This is a genomic window from Nonomuraea monospora (assembly GCF_039531895.1).
GTDB lineage: Bacteria > Actinomycetota > Actinomycetes > Streptosporangiales > Streptosporangiaceae > Nonomuraea > Nonomuraea monospora.
Map to the genome: position 1 here is coordinate 461,790 of NZ_BAAAQX010000005.1, position 16,956 is coordinate 478,745.

At 71.1% G+C, this 16,956-nt stretch carries 18 protein-coding genes; 6 read left to right on the plus strand and 12 right to left on the minus strand.

Features of this window, described 5'->3' with window-relative positions:
* Positions 1–6: 6 nt before the first annotated feature.
* From pucL to uraD, 3 genes are read right to left on the minus strand one after another with little or no spacing between them, the layout of a single operon-like run.
* On the minus strand, positions 7–870 hold the full coding sequence (pucL, locus tag ABD331_RS13400; protein ID WP_344474201.1) for a factor-independent urate hydroxylase: 864 nt from the start codon (positions 868–870) through the stop codon (positions 7–9).
* On the minus strand, positions 871–1,170 hold the full coding sequence (gene uraH, locus ABD331_RS13405; protein ID WP_344474203.1) for a hydroxyisourate hydrolase: 300 nt from the start codon (positions 1,168–1,170) through the stop codon (positions 871–873). It lies immediately after the preceding gene.
* Positions 1,167–1,658, minus strand: coding sequence for a 2-oxo-4-hydroxy-4-carboxy-5-ureidoimidazoline decarboxylase (gene uraD / locus ABD331_RS13410; protein ID WP_344474205.1), 492 nt, complete (start codon positions 1,656–1,658; stop codon positions 1,167–1,169). Before uraD ends, uraH begins: the two co-directional genes overlap by 4 nt.
* Before the next feature lie 153 nt (positions 1,659–1,811).
* On the opposite strand from uraD, the gene ABD331_RS13415 reads away from it, so the two are divergent.
* Positions 1,812–2,651 carry a deoxyribonuclease IV gene (locus ABD331_RS13415; protein ID WP_344474207.1) on the plus strand — a complete coding sequence of 280 codons (840 nt, stop codon included), beginning with the start codon at positions 1,812–1,814 and terminating at the stop codon, positions 2,649–2,651.
* Between the two features lie 404 nt (positions 2,652–3,055).
* Here ABD331_RS13415 and ABD331_RS13420 read toward each other — a convergent pair whose 3' ends face one another.
* The 5 genes from ABD331_RS13420 to ABD331_RS13440 all read right to left on the minus strand — a co-directional run bounded on the left by ABD331_RS13420 (position 3,056) and on the right by ABD331_RS13440 (position 7,460).
* Entirely contained in the window at positions 3,056–4,546 is a 1,491-nt protein-coding gene (locus tag ABD331_RS13420; RefSeq protein WP_344474209.1) for a sodium:solute symporter family transporter, read from the minus strand.
* Positions 4,543–4,845, minus strand: a complete 303-nt coding sequence (locus ABD331_RS13425) for a hypothetical protein (RefSeq protein WP_344474211.1) — start codon at positions 4,843–4,845, stop codon at positions 4,543–4,545. Before ABD331_RS13425 ends, ABD331_RS13420 begins: the two co-directional genes overlap by 4 nt.
* Positions 4,842–5,582 carry a LytR/AlgR family response regulator transcription factor gene (locus ABD331_RS13430; protein WP_344474213.1) on the minus strand — a complete coding sequence of 247 codons (741 nt, stop codon included), beginning with the start codon at positions 5,580–5,582 and terminating at the stop codon, positions 4,842–4,844. Before ABD331_RS13430 ends, ABD331_RS13425 begins: the two co-directional genes overlap by 4 nt.
* A 66-nt stretch (positions 5,583–5,648) precedes the next feature.
* Complete coding sequence (locus ABD331_RS13435; RefSeq protein ID WP_344474215.1) at positions 5,649–6,809, minus strand: sensor histidine kinase; 1,161 nt, start codon at positions 6,807–6,809, stop codon at positions 5,649–5,651.
* 54 nt (positions 6,810–6,863) lie between these two features.
* The gene (locus ABD331_RS13440; RefSeq protein WP_344474217.1) at positions 6,864–7,460 is read right to left on the minus strand and encodes a molybdopterin-dependent oxidoreductase; all 597 of its coding nucleotides are present in this window, start codon (positions 7,458–7,460) and stop codon (positions 6,864–6,866) included.
* Positions 7,461–7,711: 251 nt separating this feature from the next.
* On the opposite strand from ABD331_RS13440, the gene aroF reads away from it, so the two are divergent.
* Together aroF and ABD331_RS13450 are read left to right on the plus strand one after the other, a co-directional pair.
* Positions 7,712–8,734 (plus strand): 3-deoxy-7-phosphoheptulonate synthase, encoded by a 1,023-nt coding sequence (aroF, locus tag ABD331_RS13445; RefSeq protein ID WP_344474219.1) that lies wholly within the window; start codon positions 7,712–7,714, stop codon positions 8,732–8,734.
* Between the two features lie 111 nt (positions 8,735–8,845).
* Positions 8,846–9,133 carry a YiaA/YiaB family inner membrane protein gene (locus ABD331_RS13450; RefSeq protein ID WP_148434684.1) on the plus strand — a complete coding sequence of 96 codons (288 nt, stop codon included), beginning with the start codon at positions 8,846–8,848 and terminating at the stop codon, positions 9,131–9,133.
* A gap of 1 nt (position 9,134) precedes the next feature.
* On the opposite strand, the gene thiI is transcribed toward ABD331_RS13450, so the two are convergent.
* The 3 genes from thiI to macS form a co-directional block, all read right to left on the minus strand.
* Positions 9,135–10,331: a tRNA uracil 4-sulfurtransferase ThiI gene (thiI, locus tag ABD331_RS13455; protein ID WP_344474222.1), complete on the minus strand. Its 1,197-nt coding sequence runs from the start codon at positions 10,329–10,331 to the stop codon at positions 9,135–9,137.
* A gap of 68 nt (positions 10,332–10,399) precedes the next feature.
* A complete protein-coding gene (locus ABD331_RS13460) occupies positions 10,400–11,041 on the minus strand; it encodes a response regulator (RefSeq protein ID WP_344474224.1) in 642 nt (213 codons plus the stop codon).
* A 68-nt stretch (positions 11,042–11,109) separates the two neighbouring features.
* Complete coding sequence (macS, locus tag ABD331_RS13465) at positions 11,110–12,210, minus strand: MacS family sensor histidine kinase (protein ID WP_344474227.1); 1,101 nt, start codon at positions 12,208–12,210, stop codon at positions 11,110–11,112.
* Positions 12,211–12,322: 112 nt separating this feature from the next.
* On the opposite strand from macS, the gene ABD331_RS13470 reads away from it, so the two are divergent.
* Positions 12,323–13,171, plus strand: a complete 849-nt coding sequence (locus ABD331_RS13470) for an MHYT domain-containing protein (protein WP_344474229.1) — start codon at positions 12,323–12,325, stop codon at positions 13,169–13,171.
* Between the two features lie 103 nt (positions 13,172–13,274).
* Complete coding sequence (locus tag ABD331_RS13475; RefSeq protein WP_344474262.1) at positions 13,275–14,048, plus strand: MHYT domain-containing protein; 774 nt, start codon at positions 13,275–13,277, stop codon at positions 14,046–14,048.
* A 130-nt stretch (positions 14,049–14,178) separates the two neighbouring features.
* Here the strand turns inward: ABD331_RS13475 and ABD331_RS13480 are convergent, their stop codons facing one another.
* Entirely contained in the window at positions 14,179–15,204 is a 1,026-nt protein-coding gene (locus ABD331_RS13480) for a 6-phosphofructokinase (RefSeq protein ID WP_344474231.1), read from the minus strand.
* A 130-nt stretch (positions 15,205–15,334) separates the two neighbouring features.
* Here ABD331_RS13480 and glpK point away from each other — a divergent pair, with 130 nt between their 5' ends.
* A complete protein-coding gene (glpK, locus tag ABD331_RS13485) occupies positions 15,335–16,792 on the plus strand; it encodes a glycerol kinase GlpK (RefSeq protein WP_344474233.1) in 1,458 nt (485 codons plus the stop codon).
* The last annotated feature ends 164 nt before the right edge of the window (positions 16,793–16,956 follow it).

Here is a 16,956-nt window from a genome sequence, read left to right on the forward strand (position 1 = left end):
TCTCCCCTATTCCCAGGCGAATCCGGCGTCGGGGGCGTCGTCCCGCAGCACGCCGCCCTCGATGAGCCCGTACGGGCGGTCCGCGGCGTGGAAGACCTCGTTCTCGTTGTCCAGGCCGAACGGGGACAGGTCCACCGCGAAGTGGTGCTTGTTCGGCATGGACAGCCTGACCTCGCAGATCCCCGGGCAGGTGGTCAGGACGCGCTCGCCCATGGCGTAGAGGGTCTGCTGGAGCGAGAGGCTGTGGGTGCCGGCGAACGCCTCGACGAGGCACTGCCTGGCCTCGTCGTAGGACTTGGCGTAGTCGGGGCCGTCGGCGGCGGCGTGCCGCCACCGGGCGGAGACGGCGGTGGCCAGGACGCGGTCGGTGGTCGGCGGGAGCGTGGTGTACTCGTCGGTGATGTAGCCGTGGAACTCCGAGCCCGTCGAGTTCAGCACCACCAGTTCCTCGATGCCGGACAGCACGGTGGTGCGGCCGTCCCGGTCGTGGTGGATCACGCAGGTGCGCACCTCGCCGCCGTGCCGGACGAACGAGTGGGGTCCCGCGCGGTTCCAGCCGTACTCCTCGATCGCGACCCTGGCGTGGTGGATCGTCGGCTGCGCCGTCACGAAGTGCCGGGCCAGGCGGAGCGCGAAGTCCTCGATCTGGCCGACGCCGTACCGCCTGGCGAACGCGTACACGGTGTTCTTCTGCGTGTCGGTCGGCAGGACGGCGGAGTTGTCGCCGGTCAGGTGCGCGGCCTCCATGTCGCCCGACAGGGAGACGCTGACGTTGACGTCCTTGAGGTGGTGCACGGGGCCGTCGCGGCGCACGTGCACGAGCCTGGTCTCCGCCTTGCCGTAGCGGTTGGCGCCGAGCTTGACGATCATTCAGCTCCCTCGGTAGGTGGAGTACGCGTACGGGCTGAGCAGCAGCGGCACGTGGTGGTGCCGGTCGGGGTCGGTGATCAGGAAGGTGACCACGACCTCCGGGTAGAAGGTGTCCTCCAGGTATCCGCCGGTGTCGAAGATCACCCGGTGCACGCCGGCGCCCGGGTTCCAGCCCTTGATGCGGCCGTCGCCGTCGGTGCTGCCCTCGGCCACGACCCGGCCCTCGTGCTCCAGGCGGACGCGCAGGCCGGCGGCGGGCAGGCCGGTGACCGCGTCGAGCACGTGGGTGGAGAAGCTCATGCCGCCTCCCCCAGGAGCTTGGTCAGCCGCAGCCGGGTGATGGCGGCCAGCTCGGCGCGGACGGCGTCGCGCTCGCGCTCCTCGTCGTTGCCCAGCCGCTCGCGCAGCCTGGCCAGCATCTCGGCGCCGGTGAGCCCGGTGGCGCAGACGAGGTAGACGTGCCCGAACCGCTCCTCGTAGGCCCGGTTGCCGTCGGCGAGGGCCGCGCGCAGCTCGTCCTCGACGCCCGACTGCTCCTGGCGGGACCAGGCGGACTCGCGGCTCTGCCCGCTCGCCCGCTCGCCGATCCTGGGGTGCGCGCTCAGCGCCTCCAGGACGTCGTCCCAGGCCAGCTCCCGCACGGTCGCTTCGGCGGCGTCGAGCAGCCGTCCCAGGTCGGCGTAGGGCCGCAGCGCGGCCACCTTCCCGGCGAACGCGCGGGAGGCGCAGCAGGCCAGCAGGTCCGCCTCGGCCTCGGCCGGGGACCGGGCGTTGAAGTCGGTGAGCATGTCAGAAGTACACACAGGCGCTTCGTGCCCGGTCCATCCGCGAGAACTCCCAACTCGCGGTCCGGATGCCGGACACTTTTCGTGTCATGCTCCAATGACCGGGGAAGCGCCCGACGGAAACGGTCTGGGGCTGCGCCTACACTGAGAGCCATCATGACCCCAACTTCCCTGATCGGCGGACACGTGTCCGTGACGGGCGGCCTGGCGACGGGCGGCCTCAAGTACATGGCCGAGATCGGCGCCGAGATGATCCAGGTGTTCGTCACCAACCCGCGCGGCTGGGCGCTCAACGACGGCAAGCCCGACGAGGACGCCAAGCTGGCCGAGTCGGGGGTGCCCGCCTTCATCCACGTGCCCTATCTGGTCAATTTCGGCTCGCCCAGCCCTGAGACGCTGGCCAACTCCATCGCGGTGGTGCGCCACGGCCTGCGCCGCGGGGTGGAGATCGGCGCCAAGGGGGTCGTGGTGCACACCGGTTCGGCGGTCACGCAGCCGCGCGACGACGCGCTGCGCCAGTTGCACGACAACCTGCTGCCGCTGCTCGACGAGATCCCCGAGGGCGGGCCCGACCTGCTGCTGGAGCCGATGGCGGGTCAGGGCGCCATGCTGTGCGCCACCGTCCAGGACCTGGAGCCCTACCTGGCCGCGCTCGACTGGCATCCGCGGGCCTGCATCTGCCTCGACACCTGCCACGCCTTCGCGGCCGGCCACGACCTGGCTGCCGAGGGCGGGGTGCGGGAGACGTTCGACGCGCTGCACGCGATCGCGCCGGGGCGGCTCAAGCTGATCCACGCCAACGACTCCAAGGACGTGTGCGGGGCCAAGAAGGACCGGCACGAGAACATCGGGGCGGGGCACATCGGCGCGCAGCCGTTCGGCGACATGATGCGGCACCCGGCGGTGGCCGGGGTGCCGATCTGCATCGAGACGCCGGGCAAGGCGCCCAAGCACGCCGAGGACATCGCGCTGCTGAAGAAGCTCAGGGACGGCTGACCACCGAAGGGGCGGCTGCCCCATAAAGGGACCCGCGCCGAGGGCCGTCGGGGGGATAAAACCCCCATCTGAGTGGTGACCGTGATAGGGGCGCCCGCTCGCGCGATCCGACCGCCCCCGAAGGCCGGATCGCGGGGCCGCGTGAGCGGCCTCAGCGGGCGCCCCTTCACGTTCGGCGTGGCGGGCCCCACCCCCCGGTAAGGGGCCCGTCAGGCCGCGGCGACCTGCGCTGTCGCCGGTGAACCCCGCGCACCAGACCCTCTCGGTGAGCCTTGCGGCTCGTCCCCCCGGTGCGCCGGGATGGCTCCGATGACGAAACCCTACGGTTGCGATCTTGTGGGCGAAACCCTGTTTACGGACAGCTCGATGAACGGTCCGTAGTCAGCGATATACGGAGAGTAGCGTTACGATGGGCGGTCGCCGCCGCGCGACGAGCGGTAGGTCGGGGGGCCCGCAAAATGCTCGGGCAAATGCATCCTGGCCATCATCCGGCCCACCTTCTGCGGCACCCGACCCGGTGTGACCAGGGATGTCGCCACCATCGCGGCGAACGAGACCGGAACGGCGACCGGGGCGGGGCAGGAAGTCAGCGCGCCCATCTTCACGCCTGCCTGTTCCGCGATCACAAGCACCGTGGTCACGCCCCCGCCCGCCACGAACCCGGCCGCGACGCCCGCGTCCGTCAGCCGCCGCCACCAGATGCCGAGCACCAGCATCGGGCAGAACGTGGCGGCCGAGAGGCTGAAGCCCAGCAGGACGAGCGCCACCGACACCCCGGGGCTGCTGACCGCCGTCAGCGCCAGCGCCGCCAGCATGACGACGACCACGGCCGCGCGGAACGACCGGACCCCGGCCCGCGTCACGCACGCCGACAGCGCGCCCCCCGCGGCCACCAGCACGCCTCCCGAGGTGGCCAGGAAGGCCGCGAACGCCCCCGCCGCCAGCAATCCCGTCAGCACCTCCCCCACGGGCCCGGAGAGCAGCGTGGCGGGCAGCAGGAGCACGATCTCGTCCGCGGCGGCCCCCTGGACGTGAGCGCTCCCCAGAAGCCCGTACAGCGGCGGCACGAAGCAGAACGCGGCCAGCATCACCTGGGTGGCCACGATCGAGCGCCGGGCGCCGCGCCCGTCCCTGCTGGTGTAGACGCGCACGACGACGTGCGGCAGCCCCGCCGTGCCCAGCGCGCAGGCCAGCAGCACCGACAGCACGCCGGGCAGCGACGGGTCACCGGCGCCCGCCAGCCCCGCGCCGCCCGCCCGGTAGGCGCCCTCGAACCAGGCGGCGGGCCGGCTGCCCGCCATCCACCAGCACACCGCCCCGACGCCCAGGAACACCGTCAGCTTCAGCCAGAACTGCGCGGCCTGCACGCTGGTCACGCTGCCCAGCCCGCCCGCGAACGCCACGGTCAGCGCCGCCGAGGCGACGGCCACCCAGCCCAGCCACGGCGGCAGCCCGGTCAGCAGCCGCACCACCACCCCGGCGGCGTGCAACTGGGCGACCAGGAACGCCAGGCCGACGACGAGCACGAAGCAGGTGGTGAAGCGGCGCAGCGCCGCCGAGCGCAGCCGCCACTCGGCGAAGCCTGGCAGCGTGTACGTCCCCGACCGCCGCAACGGCGCGACGACCAGCGCCAGGATGACGACGAACCCGGCGGCGGCCCCCGCCGGGTACCACAGCATCGGCGAGCCGTGCGTGGCGATGAGCCCGGCCGTGCCCAGGCAGGCGGCGGCCGAGGTGTACTCGGAGGTGATCGCGGCGCCGTTCCACCAGGGGGGAACGGCCCTGGCCGCCACGTAGAAGTCGGAGGCGCCGCTGGCGCGGCGCGGTCGCGCGGCGCCTACCATGACGCCCAGAACCAGCACGAAGGCGATCCCGGTCAGCACCGCGACGGTCATCTCTCCAGCCGTTCCGCCCACCTGAGCTGCAGCACGGCCAGGCCCACCCAGGCGCCCTGGACGGCCACCGACAACGCCACCCAGACCCAGGGGTGCGGCACCCACGCCGCGACGACCGGCACGCCCACCAGGAGCCCCGCCATGGCGCCCACGGTGCGCAGCGCCTGCCGTAACTGCCTGCCCACGATGGCGGGCACGTCGGGCGTGTCCTGCGAGCCCCGGCCGCCGATGCCGTGGCCGATGGGGGCGCCGAGCGGGGGAGGCCGCCTGGACACGACGACGCGGCGCCCGCCGGTCACGAGATCACGCCCCGATGCTGGCGGACGAGCTGCTCGCGCACCTGACGGCTGTGCCTCCTGCTCACCTGCAGCGTCTCGGTGCCGACGGTGAGCGTCACCCGCCCGCCCTCGAACCTCAGCTCGCTGACGTGCCGGCCGGACACGAGCGTGCTGCGGTGGATGCGGATGAACCCGGCATCCGACCAGCGGCGCTCCAGCGCGGCCAGCGACATGCGGACCAGGTAGCTGCCGTCGACGGTGTGCAGGCGCACGTAGTCGCCCTTGGCCTCGGCGAACCAGACGGCCTGCTGCGGCACGAACCGCGTGCGCCCGCCCAGCTCGACCGGGATCACGTCGTCCTGGCCCGGGTCTGGGACGGGGTTGGTCGCGGCCTCCAGCCTGCGCACCGCCTCGGACAGCCGCTCCGCCCTGACGGGCTTGAGCAGGTAGTCGACGGCCTCCAGCTCGAACGCCTGCACCGCGCACTCCTCGTGCGCGGTGACGAAGACGAGCCTCGGCGGGCTGGGGAAGCCGCCGACGAGCCTGGCGAGGTCGAGCCCGTCGAGGCCGGGCATCCTGATGTCCAGGAACACCCCGTCGAGCCGCTCACCGCCGCCGATCATCTGGACCATGTCCTGCAGCGCCGTGACGCCGTCGGCCGCGGTCGTGACGTGTTCGATTCGGTCGTCCTGGCGCAACAGGTAGGCGAGCTCCTCCAGAGCAGGCACTTCGTCGTCAACGGCCAGAACTCTCAGCATGTCCACCACGCTGTCGTATGAAAGCAGAGGTTACCAGCGCCACGCTAGCACAGGGTAAGGATTTGACTACAAAGAGCTAAGCTGCGTCTTGGGTACACGCAAGCGCACCTTCGTCCCCGCGCCCAGCGCCGTCTCCACGACGAGGCCGTAGCCGTCGCCGTAGATCTGGCGCATGCGCAGGTCCACGTTGGCCAGGCCGATGCCGCTGCCCTCGCGCGCCGGATCCTCGTCCAGCATGCGCCGGGCGCACTCGGGGTCCATGCCGGCGCCGTCGTCCTCGACCGTGATGTGCGCCTCGGGGCCGGCGTCGCGCACCACGACCCGCACCTCGCCGGGGCCGCCACGACCGGCCATGCCGTGCTTGATGGCGTTCTCCACGAGCGGCTGCAGGCACAGGAACGGCACCGGCACGGGCAGCACCTCGGGCGCGACCTGCATGCTGAAGCGCAGCTTGTCGCCGAACCTGGCACGTTCCAGCAGCAGGTAGCGGTCGACGCAGGTCAGCTCGTCGGCCAGGGTGGTGAAGTCGTGTGCCCTGCGCAGCGCGTACCGGGAGAAGTCGGCGAAGTCGAGCAGCAGCTCGCGGGCACGCCTGGGGTTGGTGCGGACGAACGAGGCGATCGTCGTCAGCGCGTTGTAGACGAAGTGCGGCGAGATCTGCGCGCGCAGGGCGCGCATCTCCGCCTCCAGCGCGCGCCGCCTGGAGGCGTCCAGCTCGGCCAGCTCGAGCTGGCCGGAGACCCAGCGGCCGACCTCGCTGACGGTACGCACCAGCGCCGCGCTCACCTCGCCGTCGAAGGCCGCCAGCACGCCCACCACCGTGCCGTCCACCGTCAGCGGCACCGCCACGGCTCCCAGGTCGGGTCCGTCGGGCCGGCCGGGGAACACCTGCGGGCACCCGGCGGCCAGCGTGGCGCGGGCGTAGGTGAGCACGTCGTCGGTGCACGGCCCGTCCCAGGCCAGCGCGGCGTCCGTCGAGGTGATCGCGACGGCGGAGGTGCCGAGCAGGATGCGCAGGTGCCGCACGGCCTTGCGGGCGGAGTCGCGGTCGAGCCCGCCGCGCAGGGCGGGGGCCGCCATCGCGGCGATGTGCAGCGCGGTGTACGTCGCGTCGTCCGCCCTGTGGCCCTCAGGCACCGCCGTCCGGCCGCGCCACGGCGCACGCGCCAGCCCGAAGCCGAGGATGAAGGTCAGAGAGCACAGCGCCACGCACACGGTGGTCAGCATGCTGGAAACCGTAACCAATAACGGAGCGTGCCCGGGGGAAAACCGGGAGTTGCGTCAGGGCGGGCCCTCTCCAGGTTCCTCCTGGTAGGAGTAGCGCTGCTCGCGCCACGGGTCGGCCACGTTGTGGTAGCCGCGCTCCTCCCAGAAGCCCCTGCGGTCCTCCAGGAGGTACTCGATGCCGCGCACCCACTTGACGCTCTTCCACGCGTACAGGTGCGGCACCACGATGCGCAGCGGGAAGCCGCGCTCCGGGCTCAGCGGCTTCTCGTCCAGCTCCATGGCGAACAGCGTGCCGGGCGCGGTGAGGTCGGTCATCCGCAGGTTGGCGCTGTAGCCGTACTCGGCCCAGATCATCACGTGGCGCACGCCGGGGTCGGGCGGGGCCGCCGCCATGATCGTGGCGGGGGTGACGCCGCGCCACTCGTTGGCCATGAGGGAGAACTTGGTGACGCAGTGGAAGTCGGCGATGCGCGTGTCGCGCGGCAACTGCTCGAACTCGCCCCAGTCGAAGCGGTGCTCCTCACCCGACTCCGTGGCCCCGAACACCCGGAAGTCCCAGCGGTCCGGCTTGAACGCGGGCACCCGGCCGTAGTGGATCACGGGTCGGCCGCGCGGGACGTACTGGCCTGGAGGCAGGCGCGACTCCTCCACGATCACTCCCCTCACCGATCTCGCGTCTTGGGCCATCCTGCCATCGGGCCGCGAGTGGTTCGCGAGCGGGTGCGGTGCGGTAGGCTTGCGGACTATGCACGCAGCGTTCCTGTTTTCCTATGGCGGCGGACCCGAGTCCGTTCGCCATCTGATGCTGCGCTAGCAGACAGGCGAACGAAGGCCCCGGGTCCGATCGGACCCGGGGCCTTCTGTGTTTTCCCGGCAGTTCTTCCCGTTGAAGGAGCAAGCAGATGGTGATCGTGATGGGGCCCGAGGCCACCGCAGCCGACATCGAGTCGATCGTGTCCGTCGTCGAGGCGGCCGGGGTGGAGGCGTTCGTCAGCAGGGGCGTGCGGCGCACGATCGTCGGCCTGGTCGGCGACGTGACGCAGCTCGACGCGGCGAGCCTGCGGGGCATGGCGGGGGTGCGCGACGTGATGCGCGTGTCCACGCCGTACAAGCTGGTCAGCAGGGAGAACCATCCGGAACGCTCCACGGTTCACGTGGGCGGCGTGCCGATCGGCCCCGACACCGTGACGCTGATCGCGGGGCCGTGCGCGGTGGAGACGCCCGAGCAGACGCTCGCCGCGGCCAGGATGGCGCAGACGGCCGGGGCGGTGCTGCTGCGCGGCGGGGCCTTCAAGCCGCGTACGTCGCCGTACGCGTTCCAGGGGCTGGGCGAGAAGGGGCTGCGCATCCTGGCCGAGGTGCGCGAGGAGACGGGCCTGCCGATCGTGACGGAGGTCGTGGACGCGCGGGACGTGGCGATGGTGGCCTCGTACGCGGACATGCTGCAGGTCGGCACCCGCAACATGCAGAACTTCGCGCTGCTGCAGGAGGTCGGCGCGGCCGGCAAGCCGGTGATGCTCAAGCGCGGCATGACGGCCACGATCGAGGAGTGGCTGATGGCGGCCGAGTACATCGCGCAGCGCGGCAACCTCGACATCGTGCTGTGCGAGCGGGGCGTGCGCACCTACGAGACGGCCACCCGCAACACCCTCGACGTCTCGGCCGTGCCGGTGGCGCAGCGGCTGTCGCACCTGCCGGTGATCATCGACCCGTCGCACTCGGGCGGGCGGCGCGACCTGGTGCTGCCGCTGACCCGCGCGGCCATCGCGGTCGGCGCCGACGGTGTGATCATCGACGTGCACCCGCAGCCGGAGCAGGCGCTCTGTGACGGGCCGCAGGCGCTGGTGGACGCCGACCTGGGAGAGCTGGCGCAGGTCATGACCGACTTCCCGGCGCTGCTCGGCAAGACGGCCGCGACGGCCTGACCTTCTCCGCGCGTACGGCCGGCCGCCACGAGCCACCGCCGGTCGTACTCATGGGTAACTTGAGTACGAGACCTCATGTGCCGGGCTTCGCCTGGGCCGCACGATGGCCACATGACGAAGCCCATTCAACCCACGCAGACCACCGCGTTCTACGTCCAGGCGGTCCTGTCGTTCGCCGTCTCGCTGACCTCCGTGGTGATCGCCCTGATCTACCTGCCCACCGAGGGCTGGATCAAGGCGTTCCTCGGGCTCGGCCTCCTGTACGTCGTCACCTCCACCATCACCCTGTGCAAGGTCGTACGGGACCGTCAGGAGCTGTCGGAGGTCAGCAACCGGGTCGACCAGGCCAGGCTGGACAAGCTCCTGACCCAGCACGACCCGTTCAAGGTCGACGCCTAGGCTAGAGGGTGTACTCCTGGATCGAGTCGGCGAGCTGCACGCACAGCTCCTCGGCGTCCAGCCGCTTCTCGATCTGCTTGAGGTCCTCGATCTTGGCCCGCGTCTCGGCACGCTTGGGAGCCAGCAGCGAGCAGCAGTCCTCGTCGGGCAGCTCCGAGATCTCCAGCGTGCCGATGCGGCGGGCCTCGGCCATGATCTCGGTCTTGTCCCAGCCGACCAGCGGACGCAGGATCGGCAGCTCCACCGCGTTGTCCTGGGCGGTGATGTTGGCCAGCGTCTGCGACGAGACCTGCCCGAGCGCGTCACCGGTGATCAGGGCGGCGGCGCGGATGCGGTGGGCGACCTCCTCGGCCGTCTTCAGCATCAGCCGCCGCTGCGCGATGACCGCCAGCCGGTCCTGGCCCGAGGTGCGGATCGACTGCTGGGCCTTGCCGAACGGCACCACCCACAGCCGCGACCTGCCCTGGAACCGGTCGAGCTTCCTGACCAGCGCGTACGCCTTGTAGATCGACTCCGAGGTGGTGAACGGGATGCCGGAGAAGTGCAGGAAGTCGACGTGCAGGCCGCGCCGCATCATCCGGTACGCCGCCACGGGCGAGTCGATGCCGCCCGACATGAGCACCAGGGCCCGGCCGCTGCTGCCGACGGGCAGGCCGCCCTGGCCGGGGATGCCGCCGGTGAAGACGAACACCTCGTCCCTGTCGACCTCGATGTGCACGGTCAGCGCGGGGTTCTTCAGATCGACGGGCAGGCCGTACTCGTCGTTGATAGCGCCGCCGACCAACCGGTCGAGCTCGTTGGAGCGCAGCGGGAAGCGCTTGTCGCGGCGGCGGGAACGGACCGCGAAGGGGGCGCCCCGCTTGGCCTCCTCGCTCTCGCCCGCCAGCTCCAGGCCGGCCTTGAGCACGGCGTCGGGGTCCTTGGCGACCCGCCAGGCGCGGTGGATCCAGACCAGCCCGGGCACGTCGGCGACGCGCTGCGCCACGGCGTCGGCCTGCTCGGGGGAGGCGCCCTCGGGCAGGAAGATCGCGATCACGCCGTGCCGCTTGCGCACGTCCACCTGGACGCCGACCGTTCGCAGGGCGTCCTTGATGTTGGCGATCAGGCGGCGCTCGAACAGCTCGCGGTTCTTGCCCTTGAGGACGATCTCGCCCAGCTTGAGCAGAACGCACGGCTCGCCCAGGGCGGACATCGTCATGGTGGAACCTCCGGGAAGATGGGGATTGACGCGACGGTCGTTGATGCCAACGCCGCGACCACCCGAGTTTAGTCCGCGTCGAGCCCGCGCTCGATCGCATATCGGACCAGCTCCACCCGGTTGTGAAGCTGCAGCTTGTTCAGGGTGTTCTGCACGTGGTTCTGCACGGTGCGGTGCGACAGGACCAGCCGCTCGGCGATCTGCTTGTACGACAGCCCCTTGGCGACCAGCCTGAGCACCTCGGTCTCCCGATCCGTCAGCCGTGGCCCCTCGGTGGGCTCAAGCTGTCCGGCCAGCCGCCGGTACTCCCCCAGCACCAGCCCGGCCAGCCCCGGCGTGAACACGGCGTCGCCGTCGGCCGTGCGGCGCACGGCGTCGAGGAACTCCTCCCGGCTCGCCGACTTCACCAGGTATCCGCAGGCGCCGGCCTTGACCGCCTCCAGCACGTCGTCCTGCTCGGCGCTCGCCGACAGCACCAGCACCCTGGGCGCCGGGTCCACCTGCGCCAGGCGGGCCGCCACCTCGGGGCCCGTCAGGTCGGGCAGCCTCAGGTCGAGGACCACGACCTCGGGCAGCACCGCGGCGGCCACCCTGACGGCCTGCCGTCCCTCCCCCACCGCGGCCACGACCTCGTAACCGGCCTCCGTGAGATCCCTGGCGACGCCGTCGCGCCACATGGGATGGTCGTCCACCACCATGACCCGCACCATGGCGCAACTGTAAGCGTTCGCCGGGCGGGCAGGGTGATCTTGACCTCGGCGCCCCTTGTCAGGGTCCGTCAGGCGGTGAGGGTGATCTCGACCTCGGTGCCCTGCCCGGGGACGCTCACGATCGACACCTGGCCGCCCAGCTCGGCCATCCGCCCGCGGATCGACCTGGCCACGCCCATCCGCCCGTCCGCGGCGGCCTGCTCCAGCCGTCCCTCAGGGATGCCCGGCCCCTCGTCCCTGACAGTGACCGTGACAGTGCCGTCCAGGAATTCGGCCAGCACCCAGGCGCGCGCCTGCTGACCGCAATGCGCGCGCACGTTGTCCAGGGCCGCGCCGACGGCGGCGGAGACCGACGCGGCGGCCTCGGCGGGCAGGACCAGCGGCGTGGCGGGGGCCGAGACCGTCACCGACGCCGAGGCGTGCCGGGCGAGCAGCGAGCGCAGGTCGGTCGTGCCCAGGGGCGGCGGCGGCCCGACCGAGACCAGCTCGCGCAGCGCCGCCTCCTGCTCCCCCGCCAGCCGGCCCAGCTCGGCTGCCTCGCCGCCGAGCTCCCGCCCGCGCCGCTGCACCAGGGCGAGTACCTGGAGCACCGAGTCGTGGATGTCGCGGGCCAGCCGCTCCCGCTCGCGCTGGGTGGCCTCCATCTCGGCGGCCCGCTGCATGCGCTCCTCGGCCCGCTTGGCCAGCCGGACCATGTGGCCGACCAGCCAGCCCGCCATGAGCAGCAGCACCGTCTCGTTGATGAGGGCGGAGGCGTCCTCGACCCGTGAGCGCGCCCACAGCTCGCCCGCCGCGACCACGACCGCCGCGAGCGTGCCCGCGCGCCTGCCGTAGCGCACGGCCCAGGCCAGCACGGGCGCGGCCATCCAGGTGGCGGGCACGGGCATGGCGCCCATCGCCACGTTCACGGGGCCCTGCACGTACGGGGTGCTGAGCAGGCACACCGTGGTCACCGTCAGATCGACGGTCAGCAGCGGCCACCGGCGCAGCGACTCGGCCGAGTAGGCGGCGGTCGCCGCGGCCGTCCACAGCGCCATCACCCCGATGACCAGCCAGCCCAGCACCGGCTGCTCGTAGCCCCGGTGCTGGGCCATGAGCAGGGCCGCGTACACCACCGACACCACCCGGAAGACCGCGATCGCCCGCCAGAAGGGCCCCTCGATAGCCATGAGTCCTTCTCATGTTTCCGACACGGAAGTTGACAGATAGTTCGGATATCCAAGCGAAAGGGACATCCGGGATGGCACAATCCGGGAACCCCTAAATGCAAGGAACCGATAGATGACCGCTGTGAATCATTTCACCTACGGACTGATCACGCCGTTGCTCGCCTACGTCATGTCCTGCATCGGCTCGATGCTCGGACTGCGGCTCACCGCGCAGGCCCACGCCTCGCGCGGCGGCGCCCGCGTACGCTGGCTGCTGGGTGCGGCAGTCTCCATCGGCGGCACCGGCATCTGGGTCATGCACTTCATCGCCATGATGGGCTTCGAGGTGGAGGGCACCCAGATCAAGTACGACGTGCTGCTCACCGTGGCCTCGGCGGCGGTGGCCATCGTGGTCGTCGGCACCGGCCTGTTCCTGGTCTCCTACGGCGGCGGCCGGATCCTGGCGCTGCTCGGCGGCGGCCTGCTGACGGGGCTCGGCGTGGCCTCCATGCACTACCTCGGCATGTACGCGATGAACATGTCCGCCCACGTCTCCTACGACCGCGTCACCGTCGCCGCCTCCGTGGGCATCGCCGTGGTCGCCGCGACCGTGGCCCTGTGGTTCACCCTGCGCGTCAAGAAGCCGATCTGGATCACCGCCGCCGCCCTCGTCATGGGCGTGGCCGTCGCCGGCATGCACTACACCGGCATGTACGCCATGCACGTCTCGGTCGACGCCGAGCCCGGCATGCTCGGCGGCGCCGACGCGCTCGACTTCCTCGTGCCGCTGATGACCGTGATCAGCCTCATCACCCTCACCATGCTCCTCATGGTCATCCTCTCCCCGTCGGAGGAGGAACTGCACGAGGACGCCGAACTCGTCGCCAAGCTCGAACTCCGCCGTCGCACCGCTCATCAGCAACAACTCACGTATCCCGTGCCGATGCCGCGCCAGCAGCACATGCAGGCTCGGCGAAGGTAGTTGCGCACGCGACGACTCCCTGCTCATACTCCCTTATCGGTGCGTAAGGGATGGGTGGGGTATGTCGCCGATCGACCATTTTGCGCATGGGCTCTTGACGCCTGTGCTCGCGTACATCATGTCCAGCGTGGGCTCCATGCTCGGCCTCCTGCTCACCTCGCGCGCGAGGCTGATCGGCGGCCGTGAGGCCAGGTGGTGGCTCATCGGCGCAGCCTTGGCCATCGGCGGCACCGGCATCTGGACCATGCACTTCATCGCCATGCTCGGCTTCTCCGTCGACGGCCTGGCGATCAGGTACGACGTGCCGCTCACCGCGGCCTCCGCGTTTCTCGCCGTCGCCGTCGTGGGCGCCGGGCTGTTCCTGGCCGCCCACGATGGGCAACGGCCGCAGTTCCTGCTCGGCGGCGGCGTCCTGACCGGGCTCGGGGTGGCGGGCATGCACTACCTGGGCATGGCGGCGATGAACATGTCCGCCCACGTCTCCTACGACCCGGTGGTCGTCACGCTGTCGGTGCTGATCGCGGTGGCCGCGGCCACGGTGGCGCTGTGGTTCACGCTGCGGGTCAGCGGGGCGCTCAGGATCGGCGGGGCGGCGCTCGTCATGGGCGTGGCGGTCTCGGGCATGCACTACACCGGCATGTACTCGATGTCGGTCGCCTCGCACCCCGAGATGGCGCCCGTCTCCGGCGCGCGGGCCATCGACTTCCTGCTGCCGCTCATCGTGGGGCTCAGCGTGATCACGGTGGGGCTGCTGCTCACCGTCATCCTGTCGCCCTCGGAGAAGGAGCTGCGCAGCGAGGCGGAGTTCAGGGAACGGCTGCGCGGACGCGACGAGGGCGTGCCGGAAGTTGATCTTTTCGGCACGCCTCGCGTGTGAGCTATGTGCTAGGTACGGCTTGCGGCGCATGGTGGGCCGCCGACTCTCTGCGGCGCAAGCCGTACCTCGAGGGGGTTGTAGCGGTAACCCCGCTGACTCGAAGGTACGGCCGCCCGCTTGCAGGCCGCTTTCAGCCGAAGAACACCTCAGCCTCGGAGTAGCGCTCCACCGGCACCGTCTTCAGCTCGGCGGTGGCCTCGTCGAGGCCGACCCGCACGATGTCGGTGCCGCGCAGCGCGACCATCTTGCCGTGGTCGCCCTCGTGCGCCGCGTCGATCGCCTGCAGCCCGAACCTGGTCGCCAGCACCCGGTCGTAGGCGGTGGGGGTGCCGCCGCGCTGGATGTGGCCGAGCACCGTGGTGCGGGCCTCCTTGCCGGTGCGCTTCTCGATCTCCTTGGCCAGCACCTCGCCAATGCCGCCCAGGCGGACGTGGCCGAACGCGTCGAGCGTGCCCGTCTGCAGCTCCATCTGCCCCTCGATGGGGTGCGCGCCCTCGGCGACCACGATGATCGGCGAGTAGCGGGTGCGGAAGCGGGACTCGACGTACTCGCAGACCCGGTCGATGTCGAACGGCTTCTCCGGGATGAGGATGACGTTCGCGCCGCCGGCCATGCCCGCGTGCAGCGCGATCCAGCCCGCGTGGCGGCCCATGACCTCGCAGATCAGCGCCCGGTGGTGGGACTCCGCGGTGGTGTGCAGCCGGTCGATGGCCTCCATCGCGATGTTGACCGCGGTGTCGAAGCCGAAGGTGTAGTCGGTGCCCGACAGGTCGTTGTCGATCGTCTTGGGCACGCCCACGACGTTGACCTCGCGGTCGGACAGTTGCTTGGCGACGCCGAGGGTGTCCTCCCCGCCGATGGCGATCAGAGCGTCCACGCCGGTCGCGGCCAGGTTCTCCTTGATCCGGTCGACCCCGTGCTCGATCTTCATCGGGTTCGTCCTGGAGGAGCCAAGTATGGTGCCTCCGCGCGGCAGGATGCCGCGTACGGCCTGGATGTCGAGCGGCATCGTGTCGCCTTCGAGAGGGCCGCGCCAGCCGTCACGGAAGCCGACGAACTCATGACCGTAGACGCTCACCCCCTTACGCACCACTGCCCTGATCACGGCGTTGAGCCCGGGGCAGTCGCCGCCTCCGGTGAGCACTCCGATACGCATGGCGGGTTCCTCCCAATAGGGGTCATGAACCAGTCCTGATGTCAGACTCGCATTGTGCCCGGCATCACACCGAGTGGTCTAGACCAAACGCGGCCCCGAAAAACTAAACCCTTACCCTGGAGGAAATTTCATGAATGTGCTGGCCATCGATGCTGGGACAACTGGGGTAACGGCCCTCGTTGTCGCAGAAAACGGGCAGATCATCTCTAAGGGGTACGAAGAATTCGCGCAGCATTTCCCCGAGCCCGGATGGGTCGAGCACAACCCCGAGGAGATCTGGCAGGCCACCCTCTCCGCCTGCGCGACCGCGCTGCGCACCACCGCTGAACCGCCGTCCTGCGTGGGCATCACGAACCAGCGCGAGACCGCCGTGCTGTGGCATCGCCGCACGCTGGCGGCGCCCCGGCGGGCCATCGTCTGGCAGGACCGCCGCACGGCCGCGCTCTGCGGACGGCTGCGCGAGGCCGGACACGAACCGCGCGTCTCGGAGCTGACGGGGCTGCGCCTCGACCCCTACTTCACCGCCACCAAGCTGACCTGGCTGGCCGAGAACGACCCCCGCGGCTGGCAGGACGTCCAATCCGGAAATGTGGCGATAGGGACGGTGGATTCCTACCTGATCGCCAGGCTGACAGCGGGCGCGCGGCACGTCACCGACCCGTCCAACGCCTCACGCACCCTCCTGTACGGGCTCGCCTCCGGCACCTGGGAACCGGAGCTGTGCGAGCTGTTCGGGGTGCCCGCGGAAGCGCTGCCGGAGATCGTGCCCAACTACGGGCCGATCGGGCGTACCGACCCCTCCGCCTTCCTCGGCCTGGACGTGCCCATCAGCGGGGTCGCCGGCGACCAGCAGGCGGCGCTGTTCGGGCAGACCTGCTTCGACGTGGGGGACGTCAAGTGCACCTACGGCACGGGATCGTTCGTGCTGACCAACCTCGGCGGGGAGATCGTCCGCTCCGAGTCCGGCCTGCTCACCACCGTCGCCTGGCAGACGCCGTCGGGCGAGCGCACGTTCGCGCTGGAAGGGTCGATCTTCGTGACGGGGGCGGCGGTGCAGTGGCTGCGCGACGGCCTCGGCGTCATCGGGACCGCCCCCGAATCGGAGGCCGTGGCCCGCACCGTGCCCGACAGCGGCGGCGTGGTGTTCGTACCCGCCCTGACCGGCCTGGGAGCGCCGCACTGGGATCCCGCCGCGCGCGGCCTGATCACCGGCATCACCCGGGGGACGACACGGGCCCACCTCGTCCGGGCCACCCTGGAAGCCATCGCCTTCGAAGTGCGGGACGTGGTCGAGTCGATGACGTCCGGGGGGACGGGGGCCGTGTTCAAGGCCGACGGCGGGGCCAGCGCCAACGACCTCCTCATGCAGTTGCAGGCCGACCAGCTCGGGGCCGTGGTGGAGCGGCCCGCGATCCAGGAGACCACCGCCTTGGGGGCGGCGTTCCTGGCGGGGCTGGGGGCGGGGGTGTGGGGGTCGCAGGGGGAACTGCGTAAGACGTGGCACCTGGATCGGCGGTTCGAGCCGGGGGCGCGGGATGACGACGCCTACGAGCGGTGGCGCGCGGCCGTCCGCCTGGCCACGGCCTGAACCCGCCGCCGGCACGCGGCACGGCGCCGTCGCCCGGCACAGCACCCCGCCACCCGCGCGCAGCAAGGCCCAGGCACCAGGGCCCCGACCCAGCACGCCGCCATGCACACGGCATGACCAGCCGCTCGGGCGCGGGCGCGGGTGCGGGCGGGGCGAGCGAGCGC